Origin of the sequence: Nocardia sp. NPDC050630 (assembly GCF_044457245.1) — a bacterium.
Taxonomy (GTDB): Bacteria; Actinomycetota; Actinomycetes; order Mycobacteriales; family Mycobacteriaceae; genus Nocardia.
In genome coordinates this window covers 1-16,486 of sequence record NZ_JBITGN010000017.1, presented here as the reverse complement: position 1 = coordinate 16,486, position 16,486 = coordinate 1, and the positions used below count along the sequence as shown (strand labels likewise).

Below are 16,486 nucleotides of genomic sequence, written 5' to 3'. Positions count from 1 at the left end.
GTCATATGGTGGCGCGACACCCCGCCCGACCACCATATGACTACTGGCGACAATGAAAGTCCCTGCAACACAACAGCAGCCGGTCCGAGTGTCGATACGGCACACGACGTGGCCAGGACGGTCGGGCAACCATTCGACAGCAATTGACGGGACTGCCGAGGCGGGGAGTCTGTGCAGGACAACAGGAACCGCCTCGGCCACCAACCCGCCGCACAGGGCCGCTTACGTTGTCATGCGCGGGGCTACTCTGCGAGCACCGTGCGGCGGATGGCGGAGAGCGGATCGGCGTAGATGGCGCTCAGTGAGGTGACCACCGCGGCGAATTCCTGCACCTTGCCACCGAATCCGCTGATGCGGATATCGGTCGGTGGGAGTTGGGAGGATTGGGTGAAGGCGCGGGCGACATGGGCGACGGCGGGGCGGTAGCCGGTGAAGGCCTGGCCGCCGAGGATCACCCGGTCCGGATTGAGCATGTCCCGGACCATCGCCACGGTATGGCCGAGAATGGTGGCGCGCTCGGCGAGCAACTCCTGGGCATCCGCCGCACCTGCCTCGGCGGCGCGGTACAGGTCGGCGATGGTGGTGCCGCCGGCGCCCTTGTGCGCCGGAATGATCCCGCGCCCAACGGCTCTGGCGTGCAGCGACCGATCACCGACAGTCACCTCGAGGCAGCCGCGCCGTCCGCAGGTGCATTCGACATCGGAGCCGGTCGGGAAGTGCGCGATCGAGCCGGGGCCGCTGCTGGGAGTATGCACCCGGCCGTCCAAAGTCACGGCGATACCGGCGGTTTCGCGAACGTAGAAGTACAGGCTGCTGCCCGGGCCGCCGATACCACGCGGTTCGCCGGTCGGCAACAGCAGCTCCGACGCCGCCATCGCCTCGACGTGCGGCGCCACCGAAACCGGCAGCTCGAGCACCTCGCCGAGCACCGAACCGACCTGCGCGCCTTGCCAAGCCAACTTGGGATGATCGACCACACCGGTGGCGGCATCGACCCGGCCACCGATCGCCACACCGGCCCAGAGCGGCTTGCGCCGGTGCCAGCGCTGCAGGAAGGCCTTGGCGCTGCGCGCGACGGTCGTGGTCGCGAAGTCCTGACCGGTCTGCGGCGTCGCGATGGCCAGCCCGCCCAGGATGCGCCCGCGCAGATCGGCCGCGACGATCTTGGTGACCGCGGCGCCGATATGGATGCCGAGGGTCAGATAGGCCTCGTGGTCGATTTCGAACGGAACTCGCGGACGTCCGACCGCACCCGACGCGGTCAGGTCGGGGCGTTCGCGCAGTAGCCCGGCGGCCAACAGTGCGGATACCTGGCGGTTGACCGTGGCGATGCTCAAACCGGTTGTGCGCGCGGCATTGTCACGGGACACCGGACCGCCGGTCGCGGTGCGCAGCACGGCTGCTGCTGGATTGTCGGCGATGCGGAGTTCCGGCGCGACGACAGGGCGCTGGACACGGACACGACCAGTTACGACCCTGGAGGCGGATCGATCAAGGGTGAGGGACATATGAAGATTCCTTGCTGAAGTCCCGTACCACGGGACATGCCTACACGTGCGGCGGCTGGGCAGCGCACGAGCCGAAAGAGCGGCTCAGCTGCAGCAGGAACAACACAGTTCGCGAGTCAACGGCAGTCGCAGACCCAGTGCGGCGGTCACATAGGTGACCCGCAGGGCGGTCGGACGGCTCGAAGACATGGGATCAAAGTTAACACCGAAATCGCGGTGTACCAAGCCCTGCCAGCGGCGCGCGACCTCGCCGAATGCGTGATTCGCATCGAAATCCTTGCCGCGCAGCATGTTCCGATCATACTGTGGCCCAGCGCACGATATGCCCGAAAACGCCGAATGGGGGTCGCATTTTGGCGACCCCCACGGGGTGACTGGCTCGCCCGATCCCGGGCTGTTCGGTTACGCCGTTTCCGCGACCAACTGACGACGGGCCAGCAGTGCGGTGGCCGAGGCGATCAGCCCGACCAGCGCGACCACGGTGACCAGGTACAGACCCGGCCGGTACTGCCCGATGCTGGTGGCGGCGCCACCGCTGATCAGCCCGGTGACGACGGCGAGCACCACCGCGCCACCGATCTGACCGGAGGTCTGCACCAGCCCGGAGGCCAACCCCTGCTCGTGGTCGGCGATGCCCTCGGTGGCCTGCACCATGACCGACGAGAAGCCGAGTGCGAAGCCCAGGCCGAGCAACAGGAACGCGGGCAGGTAGTCCACGACGTAGGTCGGGTCGGCGCTACCGCCGAAGGAGATGAACCAGACGTACCCGATCACGAACGAGGTCATCGAGGCGATGATCATCGGCGTGGTGCCATAGCGGTCGATCAGCTTGCCCGCGACCGGCGACAGGATCGCCACGATAACGCCCGTCGGAGCCAGGGCCAGCGCCATCTTCAGCGGTTCCCAACCCAGGGTGTTCTGCAGGTACAGCGACACGATCGTCTGGAAGCTGATGTAGGAGCCGAAGATGGCCAGCGCGGCCAGATTCGCCCGGACGATCGACTTCACCTTGAAGATACTCAGCCGCACCAGCGGGTGGGCCACTTTGTTCTCGACCACGAAGAACGCGCTCAGCAGGGCGACGGCGATTACCGTGGTCGCGACAACCGTTGCGGTGAGGCCCTTTTCGGGGGCGGTGACGATGGTGTAGACGGCGGCCAGCATGCCACCGGTCAATAGTGCGGCACCTGCGAAGTCGATGCGACCCTGCTCCTTCTCGATGTTGCGCGGCACCACGAGGTAAGCGGTGAGCACCACGGCCGCGACGACCAGCACCGGGACGTAGAAGGTCAGCCGCCAGTCGATGCCGGTGAGCAGGCCGGAAACGATCAGGCCGGAGGCGTAACCGGTGGCGCCGAAGACGGTGAAGATCGACAGTGCGCGGTTGCGGTCGCGGCCTTCCTTGAAGGTGGTGGTGATGATCGAGAGCGCGGCGGGTGCGGTGAATGCGGCGGCGACGCCCTTGATGATGCGACTGGCGATCAGCAGCGCACCGTCATCGACCAGACCGCCCGCGAGCGAGGCGAGTCCGAAAACCACCAGGGCGGTGAGAAATACCTGGCGACGGCCGAGCAGGTCGGCGGCTCGGCCACCGAGCAACAGCAGGCCGCCGTAGCCGAGGATGTAGCCGTTGACGATCCATTGCAGGCTCTCGGTATCGAGTCCCAGTTCGGATCCGATGGACGGCAGCGCGACGCCGACCATGGAGACATCGAGTGCGTCGAGGAACATCGCCAGACCAGCGACGAAAAGCACGGCCCACAACTTCGGGCCCCAACGGCCCGGGGTGTGGTCGGTAGATGCGGCGATCCGGGTGTCGGGTGGGGTAGCTGTCATAGTCACCTTCGGTAATTTAGATGCACACGCATTAAATGTCAACGCAAGTAATGCGAGGACATGAAAGGCCTGGTCGCGATCTTGCCGCCAACACGCGAAGGCCCCGCTCAGTACTGAGCGGGGCCTGTGTCCGTGGTGCGATCAGCCCGGGTAGACGTAGTGCTTGGGCCCGAAGTGGCCGGTCCCGCTGGAGCCCGCATACGGCAGGTCGAGCGGAGAGATATTGAGCTTGTGCGGATTGCCGTCGATGTCGGCTTGCCAGCAATCCTGCTGTACGCCATGGAAACTGGTGCACACGATCCGGGTACTCGTGCCGAATGGCGAGGTCAAGCGGTTGCGGTCGGAAAATGGGTTCCAGTAGTCGGGATCGGATTGGACCGCGAAGTCTTTGGTCTCATAGACCTCGAGTCCGCCGCCGTTCGAGGGCCAGTCGTCGGCAGCGGCTGTACCCGCACCGATCAGCAAGCTGGCGCCCGCCGTCGCGAAGAGTAGTGCGATTGGCAGAATGCGCTTGATGTCGAAGTTCATCACTATCCCCTCCTGCTTCCAGAGTCTCTGAGCAGCCTGAGCATGCTAGCCGGATCGGCCCGGTCTTCCCCGCAACAAGAAGGCCCCGCCCAGTCGAGAGGTACTGGGCGGGGCCTGTTTTCCGTGGCGACGGTGCGGCCACGGATGCCGAATGACCTACTTGGGCGGGGCGAACGGCTGGTTGATGGTGGTGAAGTACTGGATCGCCGCACCGATCGCGACCGGGGCGGTGACAAAAATCTGACCGGCCAGGGTGCCCAGTGCGCCGACGGCGACGATGCCGCCGAGGCAGCCGATGGCCGCGGCCGGAATGAACGGACCGAACAGACCGACGATGGTGGCCGAGGCGACCGTGGCACCGGCGATACCGCCGAGCACGCAGCCGGCCGCGCCGCCGATGAGACCGCCGACCAGCGTGCCGATGGTTGCCGCCGCCGAGATGGTGCTCGTCAGACGGGTCCAGGCCGCGACCTCACGGTCATATGGGGTCTTCCAGGGGGCTTGATCCTCGTAGGGCAGCGCGACCGGTTTGTAGACCGCGTGTTCGCGATCGATTTGCGGGGTCAAGCTAGCGCTGCGATCGGAAATCTGCGCGGCGATGGGGAATTCGAAGTCGTCGATCTTGAACCGCAGCGGCGTGCCCGCGAGCACGGTGCCATCGGCGGCCTTGATCTGGAAGACATCGCCCTCGACCGCCAGCGAACCCGCGTCGGTCTTGATAATCGATGTATCGCCTACTGCTTCGGCGGTGAAATTGATTGCGCTATCGTCACTTTCGGTCGCGGCCGGGGCGGCGACCGAGGTGCCCGCGGCCACACCGGTCGCCATGGTCACCAGCGCCGCGACGACGGCGAGTTTCCTCATCCTCATGTACTGCATTCCCTCATCTAGGTGTTGCTACCGAGGGAAAAGCATCGGCGAGAACTCAATCGAGCACGAGGGAAAAATGCAGACAGATTCGAATAGGCAAACCTGGAGCGACCTCAGGACTTCTTGGCCGCGGCTTTCATCTGCTTCTTGAAAGCCCGTACTTCCAAAAGGGATTCGCCGTCGACGATATCGGCGGCCGAGCGCCGCGAGCCCGTTTCGGAGTAGGCGCCGGCCGCCGCTTCCCAGCCCTTCGGCCGCACACCGAGCTGCTTGCCGAGCAGTGCGAGGAAGATCCTGGCCTTCTGATCGCCGTAGCCGGGCAAGTCCTTCAAACGGCGCAGCACCTCTTTACCGTCCGGATCGCCCTGGGTCCAGATGCGGTCGGTCTTGCCGTCGTAATGCTCGACCACATAGCGCGCGAGTTCCTGGGTGCGGCGGGCCATGGACCGGCCGTAGCGATGAATGGCGGGCGGGGTCGCGCACAATTCTTCGAACGCCTCGGTATCGGCGTCGGCGATCCGCTGGATATCGAAGCCGTCCATGCGGTCGGCGATTTTCTTCGGCCCGCGGAAGGCGTGTTCGAGCGGAAACTGCTGATCGAGCAGCATGCCGGTCAGCAACGCGAAGGGATCCTCGGAAAGGAGTTTGTCCGCTTCCGGCTCCTGGGCCAGACACAGCTTCACAGTCGCGGACTTCGCTTTGGTCACGGGACTTCCTTTCGCTGGTACCGGACTCTGTCGATCATCTCACTCGGCGCCGCTAGCGACTGCTTGTAGGTCGCTCGAAAAGGGCCGGCCAAGCGGTCCGGCCAACCCGGATCGATGGCATGCCCGAATCGTGACCGACATCACAGACCTGCCGTGCGATGCGGTCGGCGCCGAAGTAGGCTCAACGCCATGCCTCAGACGACGGCAATACCAAGAGACGGAATCGGGCCCATGAATACACAGGGGTTACGCCCGGATCGCTTCGACAGCGCGGGCCAGGATCAGTTGGTCGACGTGCGGGATCTGCAGGCGGCACTGCCGGGCATCCGCCGACTGCGCACGTGGGCACATGAAGCATTGGCGCTGCAGCCCGGCGAAAGTGCGGTCGACATCGGATCGGGCACCGGCACGGAGGTCATCGCCTTCGCGGATGCGGTCGGCCCGACCGGCACCGCGATCGGCGTCGAACCCGATCCGCAGCTGCTCGCCTCGGCTGAACGCCGCGCTCTACAGTCCGGTTCGACGGCGAAATTCCATTCCGGCGACGCCTACGGGCTGCCCTTCGGCGCGAACACCTTCGACGCCGCACTCTGCGAGCGGGTGTTCCAGCACCTGACCGCACCGAATCGCGCAGCCAACGAGATCGCCCGGGTGCTCAGGCCGGGCGGTCGTGTCGTGGTGATGGACAGCGACTGGGGCACGGCGATCGTGCATCCCGGCGACCGGCAGGTGGTTCGTGATGTCGTCGACACCCTGATCGCCGCCACCACCAACCCCTTTTCCGGCCGCAGGTTACCCGGACTACTGACCAACGCGGGCCTGGTGATCGACGAAGTCGGCTCGCACGCCTTGGTGCAGGACCGGACGGTAGGGGCAGGTGCGCTGGTCAACCGCATCTCGGCCATGGCGGTCGCGCGCGGCTCCATCACCGAGACGCAGCGCGATCAGCTCATCGCGGATCTGGAACGAGGCGCCGAAACCGGCGACATCCACCTATCGGTGACCATGTTCGCCGTGCTGGCCCACAAGCCGCACTGATTCGAAACCACAACGGGCGCATACCGAATCGGTCTGCGCCCGTTGTACATCAAGCTATTTCTGCAGCAGCTTCTCGGTGGCCGCGAGCAGTACACAGGTGGCCAGACCGTCCATTGCCTTCTCCAGTTCCGGCAGCTGCGGGAAGCTGGGGGCGATGCGGATGTTCTTGTCTTCCGGGTCGTTTTTGCACGGGAAGGCCGAACCGGCCGCGGTGAGCGCGATACCGGCGTCCTTGGCCAGCGCGATCACCCTGGCCGCGGTGCCTTCCAGGACGTCGAGGCTGATGAAGTAGCCGCCCTTCGGCTCGGTCCAGGACGCCACCTTGGACGCGCCGAGCCGATCCTCCAGAATCTTCAGTACCAGTGCGAATTTCGGTTCGAGAATGGCGCGATGCTTCTGCATATGCGCGCGCACACCATCGGCATCCTTGAAGAATCGCAGGTGGCGCAGCTGGTTGATCTTGTCCGGGCCGATGCTCTTCTTCGAGGCGTGGTCGAGGTACCAGTTCAGGTTCGGCGTCGACGCACCGAGGAAGCTCACCCCCGCACCGGCAAAGGTGATCTTCGAGGTCGAGGCGAAAACGATGGGGCGGTTCGGATTTCCGGCCGCAGCAGCCATGCCGAGCACATCGAGGACGGGTGCGGCGGTATCGGTCAGCGGGTGCACCGCGTAGGCGTTGTCCCAGAACAGGCGGAAGTCCGGCGCCGCAGTGGGCATCGAAACCAATTCCTGGACAACATCTTCGGAGAAGATGACGCCGGTCGGGTTGGAGTAGTTCGGCACCGCCCAAAGACCCTTGATCTGCGGATCGTTGGCCACCAGTTCGGCAATGGCGTGCACATCCGGACCGTCGTGACGGATCGGAACCGGAATCATCTCGAAGCCGAGCGCCTCGGTGATCGCGAAATGCCGGTCGTAGCCGGGACTCGGGCACAGGAACTTCAGCGTAGGCTCGGCCACCCAGCGGCGCTCGGAATCCGGTGTGCCGTACAGCAATGCGTAGCTGATCACATCGTGCATCAACTCGAGGCTGGCGTTATTGCCCGCGATCAGATTCTCGACCGGAATGCCGAGCAGCTCACCGAAGATCGCGCGCAATTCCGGGAGACCGTGCAGCCCACCGTAATTGCGGCAGTCGGTGCCCGTACCGTCCTTGAAATCGCCCGGACCGGGCAGGGTGAGCAGTTCGGCGGAGAGGTCGAGTTGTTCCGGCGAAGGTTTACCCCTGGTCAGATCCAGCGTGAGCTTCTCGGTCTTGAGCGTCGCGTAATTCGCGGTCTGGGTCTCGTGTTCGGACACGAGCTCCGGGGGGCTCATCAAACCGATCTGCGTTTGCCGGGGCATCCTGGGCAGCCTTTCGAAGCAGCGAAGGGGCGATTGACGTCCGAACCGACGTGCTGGGGTCGGACCCTTGATCCAGCCGAGCGCGTTCGACGTCCGGCGGACCGTGTTCACGTTACCCGGCGGTTGCTCCGAATTGGAGTGAATATAGGGGACCCCGCGCACCCGGCAGAGCCCGTTGACCCTTGCTGCCTTCCGGCCCTGGGGGAGTTCACAGGATGCGCGCCGCGCGGGATCCGTCCACAAGTGTAGCCGGCGGATCCGACAATGATCACCACCGGGGCATCGAAGATGGCCCGAGCTGGGACTTCCCCACCGCGACCGGCCCCAATTTGGTGACCGGCCGGGGGCACCCGGTATGCTGCTGCACGGAGGATTCGCCTAGTGGCCTATGGCGCTCGCCTGGAACGCGGGTTGGGTTAACGCCCTCAGGGGTTCAAATCCCCTATCCTCCGCCACAAAACAGCAGGTCAGATTCGTTCGCGCGAATCTGACCTGCTGTTTTTGTATGCACCGATCCACACGTGCGCGGTCATGATCCAGGTGGCCCGGTTTATTCATCTGCAGACCCAGGCGGGGCGCAGCACCAATCGGTGCCAGGTCAGGTCGTGGATCGAGTGGCGCAGTCGAATACCTCGTTCAGCGCATCGCGTAGCAGGTTCGCGTAGGTATCGATGTCCGGTAGCGCGGCGGTGTCGGCGTGGATCGAGACGGTGACGGTGTCGCCGAGGCCGTGTACGCCGTGCGTGAGATGCATCACGGAGCCGATCGCGGGGAAGCCGCCGGTGAAGCGGACGGGGGCGCCGCCGAAGGTCAGGTCGGCGGGTCCGCGGTTGACGCTGGAGACGACGGTGTGTCCGGCGATCGAGTCGGGGACGGCGTCGAGCGGGTACCGCTCGATGTCGCGGCGTAGTAGTCGGGCGGGGATGACGGCGGTTACGCGGTCCTGTGCGGTCAGCAGTGGATGCCGGGCACGGGCTCGGCGCTCGGTGAGGGCCGCTGCGATTTTGTCGGCGCGGGCCAGTAGGTCCGGTTCGTCGATGAACAGGTCGACGCTCAGGCTGCGATAGTTATTGCGAGCCGCTATCCCGTTGTCGGACAAGGCCATCGGCACCTGCGCACCCAGACGGTCCACTCGTTCACCTCGCGCCGTGAGGTAGCGATCCAGTGCGATCGACACAGCGGTCAGCGCGGCCACGGTCACGGTGTGGCCAGGTATGCGCATCCGCTCGGCATCGCAAACGAGCATCCGCACCTGATGAGCATGCCGATCCGGCGAACCGCCCCGGTTCACCGGACTCGGCGTGAACCCGGGCCCAGGTTCCGGAAGCCTTCCCGCAGTTGTCGATTCGGCCAATTCCCGCTGTGCCCGGAAGGCTTGATACCCGCGAATTGCCGTGCGCCCGAACTGAATCGGCATCCGAACCAGAGCCAGCACCGAATGCACGTGTATGGGATCCACCGGTGCCGACTCAACCGCTGCCGCTCCGAGCCATCGACCGAGGCGAGCGGCCCGCCCAGCCACCGCCCGAGCAACCGAATCCAACGCCGCAGCAACCGGCGCGCCACCGATCACCGAGGCAACCGGTGCGGCCTCGGCAATCCGCTCGACCGCAACAGCCTGGTCCCGCACAGCGGTCTCGCCCCGCGCAGCGGTCTCGCCCCGCGCAACCGCCTCGACATCGGAAAACAACGCCCTGGCGAGCTCCGCACCGCGCCGCCCATCCGCCAACGCATGCGACATCTGCAACACAACCACCATCGCGGGCCCATCACCCCCGGGGGCGCCGATAACCCCACGAAACACATGCAATCGCCACGGCCGCATCGCGGCGTCCACTCCGGTGCCGAGCAGTTTGCCGAGCGCCATACACACACTCGGCCAATTAGGTTCCGGAAGGAAATGTTCTACAAATTGCTCGGCACGGTATTCACAGCGAACCCATGCCGGATAGTCCAGATCTGCGGGCAGCTCGCGCAGCCGGACCGACAGATCGGCAATGTCGGCACTGCGCCGCGCGACGAACTCGCGCAGTTGCCCACCGGAACGCCCGGAATCGTCGAAGCAATAGAGCATGAAGAGGTCATTTCGGGTACGGCTCGACAGCCAGTACATCGTCGCGTCCTGGGCGGCCACCGTACTCACGACTCGACAATATGACACCCGGTTACCCGAGGAAGCGAGCAGCATCGAAAAACTGAATGATCTTGTTCCACATTGCGGTTCAGGGAAACCTATCGATTCCCGACCGATCCCCTGCTACCGTCTGTAGTAGAACATGTACCACCTCTCACCCAGAGCGGGGTGTCGGCCATGGCTGTTGACGTAGGTCGTAGGGCAAGCGAACAAGCCAACTCGTTCGACGAGCGATATAAGGCCGCGGCGTTCATGAAGCGGTCGATCAACAAGGTCTTTCCGACCCACTGGTCGTTCCTACTCGGCGAGATCGCGCTCTACAGCTTCATCATTCTGGTGCTGTCCGGTACCTATCTGACGCTGTACTTCGACCCATCGATGGCCGAAGTCACCTACAACGGCGCATACCAGCCGCTGCGCGGGGTGTCCATGACCCGCGCGTACGAGACAGCGCTGAACCTCTCCTTCGAGGTCCGCGGCGGTCTATTCGTGCGCCAAGTCCACCATTGGGCCGCACTACTGTTCGCGGCCTCCATCATCGTGCACCTGTTCCGGATCTTCTTCACCGGCGCATTCCGCAAGCCGCGAGAGGCCAACTGGGTGCTCGGCTCCCTGCTGCTGATCCTTGCGATGTTCGAGGGGTACTTCGGCTACTCGCTGCCCGACGACCTGCTCTCGGGCACTGGCCTGCGGGCGGCGTTCTCGTCGATCACGCTCGGCATTCCGCTCATCGGCACCTGGATGCACTGGCTGATGTTCGGCGGCGACTATCCGGGCGAGATCATCCTGCCGCGACTGTTCATCGCGCACGTGCTGCTGTTCCCCGGCATTATGCTCGCGCTGATCGCGGCACATATCGCGCTGGTCTGGTACCAGAAGCACACGCAATTTCCTGGGCCGGGTCGCTCCGAGAACAATGTCATCGGTGCGCGGATCGTGCCGGTCTTCGCCGCGGACCAGGGGGCGTTCTTCGCATTCACACTCGGTGTGGTCGCACTCATGGGCGGCCTGCTGCAGATCAACCCGATCTGGGCCTTCGGCCCCTACAGCCCGGCCAAGGTATCGGCGGGCACCCAGCCGGACTTCTACATGATGTGGACCGACGGCATGATGCGCTTGATCCCACCGTGGGAGCTGTATCCGGGACGCTATACCGTGCCCGCACCGTTCTGGGGCGCGATGATCATGGGCCTGGTCTTCGCCATGCTGATCGCCTATCCGTGGATCGAACGGCGCCTGACCAAGGACACCGCGCACCACAACCTGCTGCAGCGCCCGCGCGACGTACCGGTTCGTACCGCGATCGGCGCGATGGCGATCACCTTCTACGTGGTACTGACGCTGTCCTGCGTGAACGACATCATCGCCTACAAATTCGATGTCTCACTGAACGCGACCACCTGGGTGGGCCGCATCGGCATTCTCACCCTGCCAGCGGTGGCCTATTTCGCCGCTTACCGCATCTGCCTCGGCCTGCAGCGTAGCGACCGCGCGGTGCTCGAGCACGGCATCGAAACCGGCATCGTCCGGCGGCTGCCGCACGGTGAGTACATCGAGATCCACCAGCCGCTCGGTCCTGTCGACGCACACGGTCATCCGATTCCGCTGACCTACCAGGGCGCGACGGTGCCGAAGAAGATGAACAAGCTGGGTTCGGCGGGCAAACCGGGTACCGGCGGATTCTTCCGCCCCGATCCATGGCAGGAGTCGCGCGCCAATCTGGCGGCCGAGCATGAGGAAGAGCGCAAACAGCTCGCCGTACTACGCGCCGCTCAGGAACAGACCGACGGTCGACCCCACTGAGAAAAGCCGCTGAGCACCTGCGAAGGCCCCGAGTCCGTGCCGACCCGGGGCCCGTGCTGTTGGTTCGGACTCACCCTGTTGTTCAGGCGCGTCCGAACTCCCCCCTATGACATTCCGTTTAGGAATGCATCCCACTCGCCTGGCGTGAACGCCAACAACGGACCATAGCCGTTGTCTTTGGTGTCGCGGACCGCCACGTTGCCGTCGACGAGAAATGCGACTTCCACGCAGTTCCCATCGGGGCCGCTGTATGTGCTCTTACGCCACACAGCGCCCGTCAAGTCAACTTCCACGGCACTAGCTCCTTTGCTGCGTCGACAACGAGATTTTCTTCTGACATCGTTCTAACTAGCACCGGCATCCGGCGCGGAAGGCCGAATCCCGCGGTGCGCCTTGCCAAAGCGCGCGACTTTCACGGTGCGTCGTGATCGCACTGCTCTTCGAGGTGAATTCACCTCGCGGGGTCGCCCCCGCGCGCTAAACACTAGCAGGTTCATCATGAATTTGCCGATCTCTTGCCCATTCCATCATCGCAATTGCCAATCTTGCGAAGATACCGAGTTGCGGGGGCATTGCCGGAAGATGACATTCATTCCTATGTTTGCTGGGCAGCAAACTTTTTGGTGACGTGATTTCTCTGTGATGGTCAATTAATCAAGATCGGCAGAACTCGGCTGGACGTCCGTGATGTCATCCATGGATGATGGGCAGCATGGTCGAACGCCCGCGCGACGAGGCAGGTCGCGCCCGTAATCCCCGCCCACGCGACCGGTTCGGACGACCCATGCCGGTCGGTAGCGTCGGTGTGCCGCGCATTCCCGACGACCTGAATCTGCCGCCCCAGCAAACTCTCTTGTTCGCCCAGCAACTGCTGGATGACGGCCTGGCATTCAACGCGCACGAGGTATTGGAGGCCGCATGGAAGAACGGGCCGTTCGCCGAAAGGATGCTGTGGCAGGGTCTGGCGCAATATGCGGTCGGGCTGACGCACATCCAGCGTGCGAATCCGAAGGGCGCGCGCACCCTGCTCAGCCGCGCGGTGAGCCGGCTGCGCGCCTATGAGGCCGTCCCGGACACCGAGCCGTCGAACCGAAACAGCGATATGCCATACGGAATCGACCGCGCGGGTCTGATCGCGCACGCCGAGGCACTCTTGACCGCGCTCGACAACGGAACCGCGATTCCGGAAGACCGACTCAAGCCGCGGCTGCTGCTACGGTGACCCGCGCCGAAGCCTCTAGCATGGCAAACGTGCCAGTAACCAGATTTCGAGCAGGCCGGTACGCCCCGAGCCCGTCCGGCGATCTGCACATCGGAAATCTGCGCACCGCGATGCTTGCCTGGCTGTTCGCGCGCTCGACCGGACGCCGCTTCGTGGTCCGGATCGATGATCTCGATCGCGTCCGGTCGGGCGCCGAACAGCGCCAACTGGCGGACCTCGCCGCGATCGGCCTGGACTGGGACGGCCCGGTCGTGCGGCAGAGCGACCGACTGCCGCACTATAGAGCAGCCATCGATCAGCTCACCGCGGCCGGACTCACTTACGAGTGCTATTGCACCCGAAGGGAAATCCAGCAGGCCGCGACCGCACCGCACGGACCGCTCGGCCACTATCCGGGCACCTGCCGTGATCTGACCGAGGCGCAGCGAACCGCGCATCGCGCCGACGGACGCCCGGCCGCACTGCGGTTACGTGCGCACGTGCGCGAATTCGAGATCACCGATGAATTGCACGGGCGATACCGCGGCCCCGTGGACGATGTCGTACTGCGCCGCGGCGACGGAATTCCGGCGTACAACCTGGCTGTGGTCGTCGACGATGCGGAGCAGGGTATCGATCAGGTGGTCCGCGGCGACGATCTGCTGCCGTCGACACCGCGCCAGGCCTATCTCGCGACGCTGCTGCGACTTCCGGTTCCGCACTACGCACATGTACCGCTGGTGCTCAACGCCGAAGGCAAGCGACTGGCCAAACGCGACGGTGCGGTGACACTGGCCGATCAGCTCGCCCTCGGCAGCACACCCGACCGGGTCGCGGCCGCACTGGCCAGTTCACTTGGCTATCCCCCGGTTTCGCCCGCCGAACTGCTCGACCGATTCGACCCAACCGATCTGACCGAGGAACCGTGGATACTCGACGAGAATGGGTTGTTGCAACCCGCGCGATGTCCGTAACGTACGCAATCGACCGATCTACTGATCACTGACGAGGACACACATATGACAAGCGGTGGGTACGACCCCAACCAATATCCGCAAGGCGGGCAACCGCATCCGGGCGGCCAGCAATACCCGCAGGGTGGACAGCAGTACCCGCAGGGTGGACAGCCCCAATACGGGCAGCAGCCGCCGCAGTACGGGCAGCAGCCCCAATACGGACAGCAGCCCTATGGTCAGCCCCAGTATGGGCAGCCGCCGCAGGATCCCTACGGCCAGCAGCAGCCCTACCCCCAGCAGCCCTATGGCGAGCAGCCGGGATACGGATACGGCGGACAGCCCGGTGATATCGGAGCCCGCATCGGCGCCCGTGTCATCGATCACCTGATCGTCGGCATCCCGGTTTATGTCATCATCTTGCTCATCCTGGGCTCCGGACTCGGCGGGCAGATCGTGGTCGGTCTGGTCAGCGCGATCGCCTTGCTCGGGTACTTCGTCGGCATGGAGACCTCGCAGGGGACCACCCTCGGCAAGAAGATCGTGGGCCTCAAGGTTGTCGCCCCCGGCGGCGCGGCGAAGATCACTCCGGAGGTTTCGCTGAAGCGCAACCTCTACGTCGCCCTCAGCATCATCCCGTGCATCGGTGGCCTTGCCGAGCTCGGCCTGATCATCTACATGATCGTCACCACCTCGCAGGACCCGAACAAGCAGGGTTGGCACGACAAGTTCGCCGGCGGTACGCAGGTCGTCAAGTCCTGATCGCAGACCCGGGCAAACATCAGGGGCGCTCCCGAAATGGGAGCGCCCCTGATGTTTTCGAAAGCTAACGCGTCGCCGTCAGCGCTACGTCCAGCACGATGTACACGATCCAGAGCACGATGGCACCGGCGCCGATCCAGATTCCGGCCAGGGCCATACCACGACCACCCTGGCCGCTCTCCTTGATCTGATTCAGTGCGATGACACCGAGGATGATTCCGACGATCGCGCCGATACCGCAACTGCACAGCCCGATTATCGAGGCGATCAGTGAACCGATCGCGAGCCCGTTATTCCCCTGCGCCTGCTGCGGATAGCCGTACGGCTGGTACGCATTCGGGTAGGCGGGAGTCTGCGGGTAGGGCTGCTGCGGACCGGCGACCGGCTGCTGGGGGTAGCTCGGATACTGCGACTGCGGCTGTGGTGGCGGAGTCGGAGCCGGCTGCTGCGGGTACTGCGGCGCGGAAGGGTACTGGGGTGCCGAGGGGTACTGCGGTACCGACCCCTGGGAGCCAGCCTCCGGCGATACACCTTCGCCGCCGTACTGTTTCCACCATTCGTCGGAATCGCCGGGATTCGTCATTGCTACAGCCTATTCCACAACCTGGTTGGATGAAGCGCGTGAGTGAGTCCAAAACAGTCGAAGAACACCCAGAATCTGGGGGCCCCGCGGCGGCCCACCCGGCATTCGCCGTCGCCGCGCGGGGCTACTACACCCCCGTCGTCGCCCTGTTCACCGCGACGCTGATCATCTCGAATATCTGCGCAACCAAAGGCGTCCAATTCTTCACCGATCATTCGGTGAAACTGGGCCCCATCGAGGTCCTGCCGATCTCCACCGACGGTGCGTGGTTCCTGTTCCCCCTGGCCTACATCATCGGCGACGTGCTCAGCGAGGTCTACGGCTTCAAGGCCGCCCGCCGGGCCATCTACTACGGATTCGCCATCCTGCTGCTCGCGGTCGTCTGCTTCAAGATCGCCATCGAGCTGCCCGCCGCCACCTTCTACGACAATCAGGAAGCCTTCCGGTCCGTCATCGGCACCACGCCGCAACTAGTCGCCGCAGGGTTGTCCGGCTACTTCGTCGGCGAGATGCTCAATTCGGCATCGCTGGTGCTGATCAAGGAGAAGACCAAGGAGAAACACCTGTGGGCGCGGTTGATCGGTTCCACGATCGTCGGCGAATTCGGTGACACGCTGATCTTCTGCTCGATCGCGGCCACCGCGATCGGCATCGATAGCTGGGGACAGTTCGTGAACTACGTGATCGTCGGATTCATCTGGAAGACGCTCGCCGAGGTCATCGTGCTGCCGATCACCTATCGGGTGATCGCCTTCCTGAAGAAGCACGAGCCGAGCTACGCCCCGCGCGAAACTCCCGCGCTCCTGAGCTGAATCGTGTGACGCCGCAGGCTCGCTCCTCACGTAACCACGAAGGAGCGAGCTCACCAGCGACGTTCGCCGCCCGTCCCGCATCCGCACCGAAGGCACAGCCATTGAATAGCCAAGCCGTCAAAGCGCATGCGCCACAGACACAAACTCCCATCACCGACGCAACCACAACGGTGCGAGCCTTACGAACGAGCGTTCGCGGCCCGTCTCGCGTCCGAGCCGTCGAAACGCATGCGCCGCAGGCGCGAATCTCGCCCTTCCCGGCGTGCATCAAGCGCCAAACGCCCCGCCACCACCAACCACAACGGAGCGAGTCTTACGAACGAGCGTTCGCGGCCCGTCTCGCGTCCGAGCCGTCGAAACGCATGCGCCGCAGGCGCGAATCTCGCCCTTCCCGGCGTGCATCAAGC

At 64.5% G+C, this 16,486-nt stretch carries 16 protein-coding genes, 1 tRNA gene and 1 other RNA gene; 7 read left to right on the top strand and 11 right to left on the bottom strand.

Annotated features, from left to right (window positions below; all coding sequences use genetic code 11):
• Positions 1-242: 242 nt before the first annotated feature.
• The 6 genes from ACIBG0_RS31765 to ACIBG0_RS31740 all read right to left on the bottom strand — a co-directional run bounded on the left by ACIBG0_RS31765 (position 243) and on the right by ACIBG0_RS31740 (position 5,449).
• A complete protein-coding gene (locus tag ACIBG0_RS31765) occupies positions 243-1,508 on the bottom strand; it encodes an ROK family protein (RefSeq protein WP_397037539.1) in 1,266 nt (421 codons plus the stop codon).
• A gap of 84 nt (positions 1,509-1,592) precedes the next feature.
• A complete protein-coding gene (locus ACIBG0_RS31760) occupies positions 1,593-1,799 on the bottom strand; it encodes a hypothetical protein (protein ID WP_397037538.1) in 207 nt (68 codons plus the stop codon).
• A gap of 111 nt (positions 1,800-1,910) precedes the next feature.
• Entirely contained in the window at positions 1,911-3,344 is a 1,434-nt protein-coding gene (locus ACIBG0_RS31755) for an MFS transporter (protein WP_397037765.1), read from the bottom strand.
• A 141-nt stretch (positions 3,345-3,485) separates the two neighbouring features.
• Positions 3,486-3,872, bottom strand: coding sequence for a hypothetical protein (locus ACIBG0_RS31750; RefSeq protein WP_397037536.1), 387 nt, complete (start codon positions 3,870-3,872; stop codon positions 3,486-3,488).
• Between the two features lie 156 nt (positions 3,873-4,028).
• Positions 4,029-4,742, bottom strand: a complete 714-nt coding sequence (locus ACIBG0_RS31745) for a hypothetical protein (protein ID WP_397037534.1) — start codon at positions 4,740-4,742, stop codon at positions 4,029-4,031.
• A 113-nt stretch (positions 4,743-4,855) separates the two neighbouring features.
• On the bottom strand, positions 4,856-5,449 hold the full coding sequence (locus ACIBG0_RS31740; RefSeq protein ID WP_397037532.1) for an HhH-GPD-type base excision DNA repair protein: 594 nt from the start codon (positions 5,447-5,449) through the stop codon (positions 4,856-4,858).
• 231 nt (positions 5,450-5,680) lie between these two features.
• Here ACIBG0_RS31740 and ACIBG0_RS31735 point away from each other — a divergent pair, with 231 nt between their 5' ends.
• The gene (locus ACIBG0_RS31735) at positions 5,681-6,487 is read left to right on the top strand and encodes a class I SAM-dependent methyltransferase (RefSeq protein WP_397037531.1); all 807 of its coding nucleotides are present in this window, start codon (positions 5,681-5,683) and stop codon (positions 6,485-6,487) included.
• 54 nt (positions 6,488-6,541) lie between these two features.
• Here ACIBG0_RS31735 and ACIBG0_RS31730 read toward each other — a convergent pair whose 3' ends face one another.
• The gene (locus ACIBG0_RS31730) at positions 6,542-7,831 is read right to left on the bottom strand and encodes an aminotransferase class I/II-fold pyridoxal phosphate-dependent enzyme (protein WP_397037530.1); all 1,290 of its coding nucleotides are present in this window, start codon (positions 7,829-7,831) and stop codon (positions 6,542-6,544) included.
• Positions 7,832-7,974: 143 nt separating this feature from the next.
• Positions 7,975-8,069: signal recognition particle sRNA small type (gene ffs / locus ACIBG0_RS31725), an RNA gene on the bottom strand.
• Between the two features lie 129 nt (positions 8,070-8,198).
• Here ffs and ACIBG0_RS31720 point away from each other — a divergent pair.
• Positions 8,199-8,286: transfer RNA gene (locus ACIBG0_RS31720), tRNA-Ser, on the top strand.
• 143 nt (positions 8,287-8,429) lie between these two features.
• Here the strand turns inward: ACIBG0_RS31720 and ACIBG0_RS31715 are convergent.
• Positions 8,430-9,974 (bottom strand): WS/DGAT domain-containing protein, encoded by a 1,545-nt coding sequence (locus tag ACIBG0_RS31715; protein WP_397037528.1) that lies wholly within the window; start codon positions 9,972-9,974, stop codon positions 8,430-8,432.
• 168 nt (positions 9,975-10,142) lie between these two features.
• Here ACIBG0_RS31715 and ACIBG0_RS31710 point away from each other — a divergent pair, with 168 nt between their 5' ends.
• A complete protein-coding gene (locus tag ACIBG0_RS31710) occupies positions 10,143-11,768 on the top strand; it encodes a cytochrome bc complex cytochrome b subunit (RefSeq protein ID WP_397037526.1) in 1,626 nt (541 codons plus the stop codon).
• A gap of 104 nt (positions 11,769-11,872) precedes the next feature.
• Here ACIBG0_RS31710 and ACIBG0_RS31705 read toward each other — a convergent pair whose 3' ends face one another.
• Positions 11,873-11,995, bottom strand: coding sequence for a DUF397 domain-containing protein (locus ACIBG0_RS31705; RefSeq protein ID WP_397037763.1), 123 nt, complete (start codon positions 11,993-11,995; stop codon positions 11,873-11,875).
• Between the two features lie 485 nt (positions 11,996-12,480).
• Here ACIBG0_RS31705 and ACIBG0_RS31700 point away from each other — a divergent pair, with 485 nt between their 5' ends.
• The 3 genes from ACIBG0_RS31700 to ACIBG0_RS31690 are packed head-to-tail and all read left to right on the top strand — an operon-like array spanning position 12,481 to position 14,684.
• Complete coding sequence (locus tag ACIBG0_RS31700; protein WP_397037524.1) at positions 12,481-12,990, top strand: DUF309 domain-containing protein; 510 nt, start codon at positions 12,481-12,483, stop codon at positions 12,988-12,990.
• A gap of 20 nt (positions 12,991-13,010) precedes the next feature.
• The gene (gluQRS, locus tag ACIBG0_RS31695; protein WP_397037522.1) at positions 13,011-13,943 is read left to right on the top strand and encodes a tRNA glutamyl-Q(34) synthetase GluQRS; all 933 of its coding nucleotides are present in this window, start codon (positions 13,011-13,013) and stop codon (positions 13,941-13,943) included.
• Between the two features lie 45 nt (positions 13,944-13,988).
• The gene (locus ACIBG0_RS31690; protein WP_397037520.1) at positions 13,989-14,684 is read left to right on the top strand and encodes an RDD family protein; all 696 of its coding nucleotides are present in this window, start codon (positions 13,989-13,991) and stop codon (positions 14,682-14,684) included.
• A 64-nt stretch (positions 14,685-14,748) separates the two neighbouring features.
• Here ACIBG0_RS31690 and ACIBG0_RS31685 read toward each other — a convergent pair whose 3' ends face one another.
• Positions 14,749-15,267 carry a DUF4190 domain-containing protein gene (locus ACIBG0_RS31685; protein ID WP_397037518.1) on the bottom strand — a complete coding sequence of 173 codons (519 nt, stop codon included), beginning with the start codon at positions 15,265-15,267 and terminating at the stop codon, positions 14,749-14,751.
• A 29-nt stretch (positions 15,268-15,296) separates the two neighbouring features.
• On the opposite strand from ACIBG0_RS31685, the gene ACIBG0_RS31680 reads away from it, so the two are divergent.
• Positions 15,297-16,079 carry a queuosine precursor transporter gene (locus tag ACIBG0_RS31680; RefSeq protein ID WP_397037516.1) on the top strand — a complete coding sequence of 261 codons (783 nt, stop codon included), beginning with the start codon at positions 15,297-15,299 and terminating at the stop codon, positions 16,077-16,079.
• The last annotated feature ends 407 nt before the right edge of the window (positions 16,080-16,486 follow it).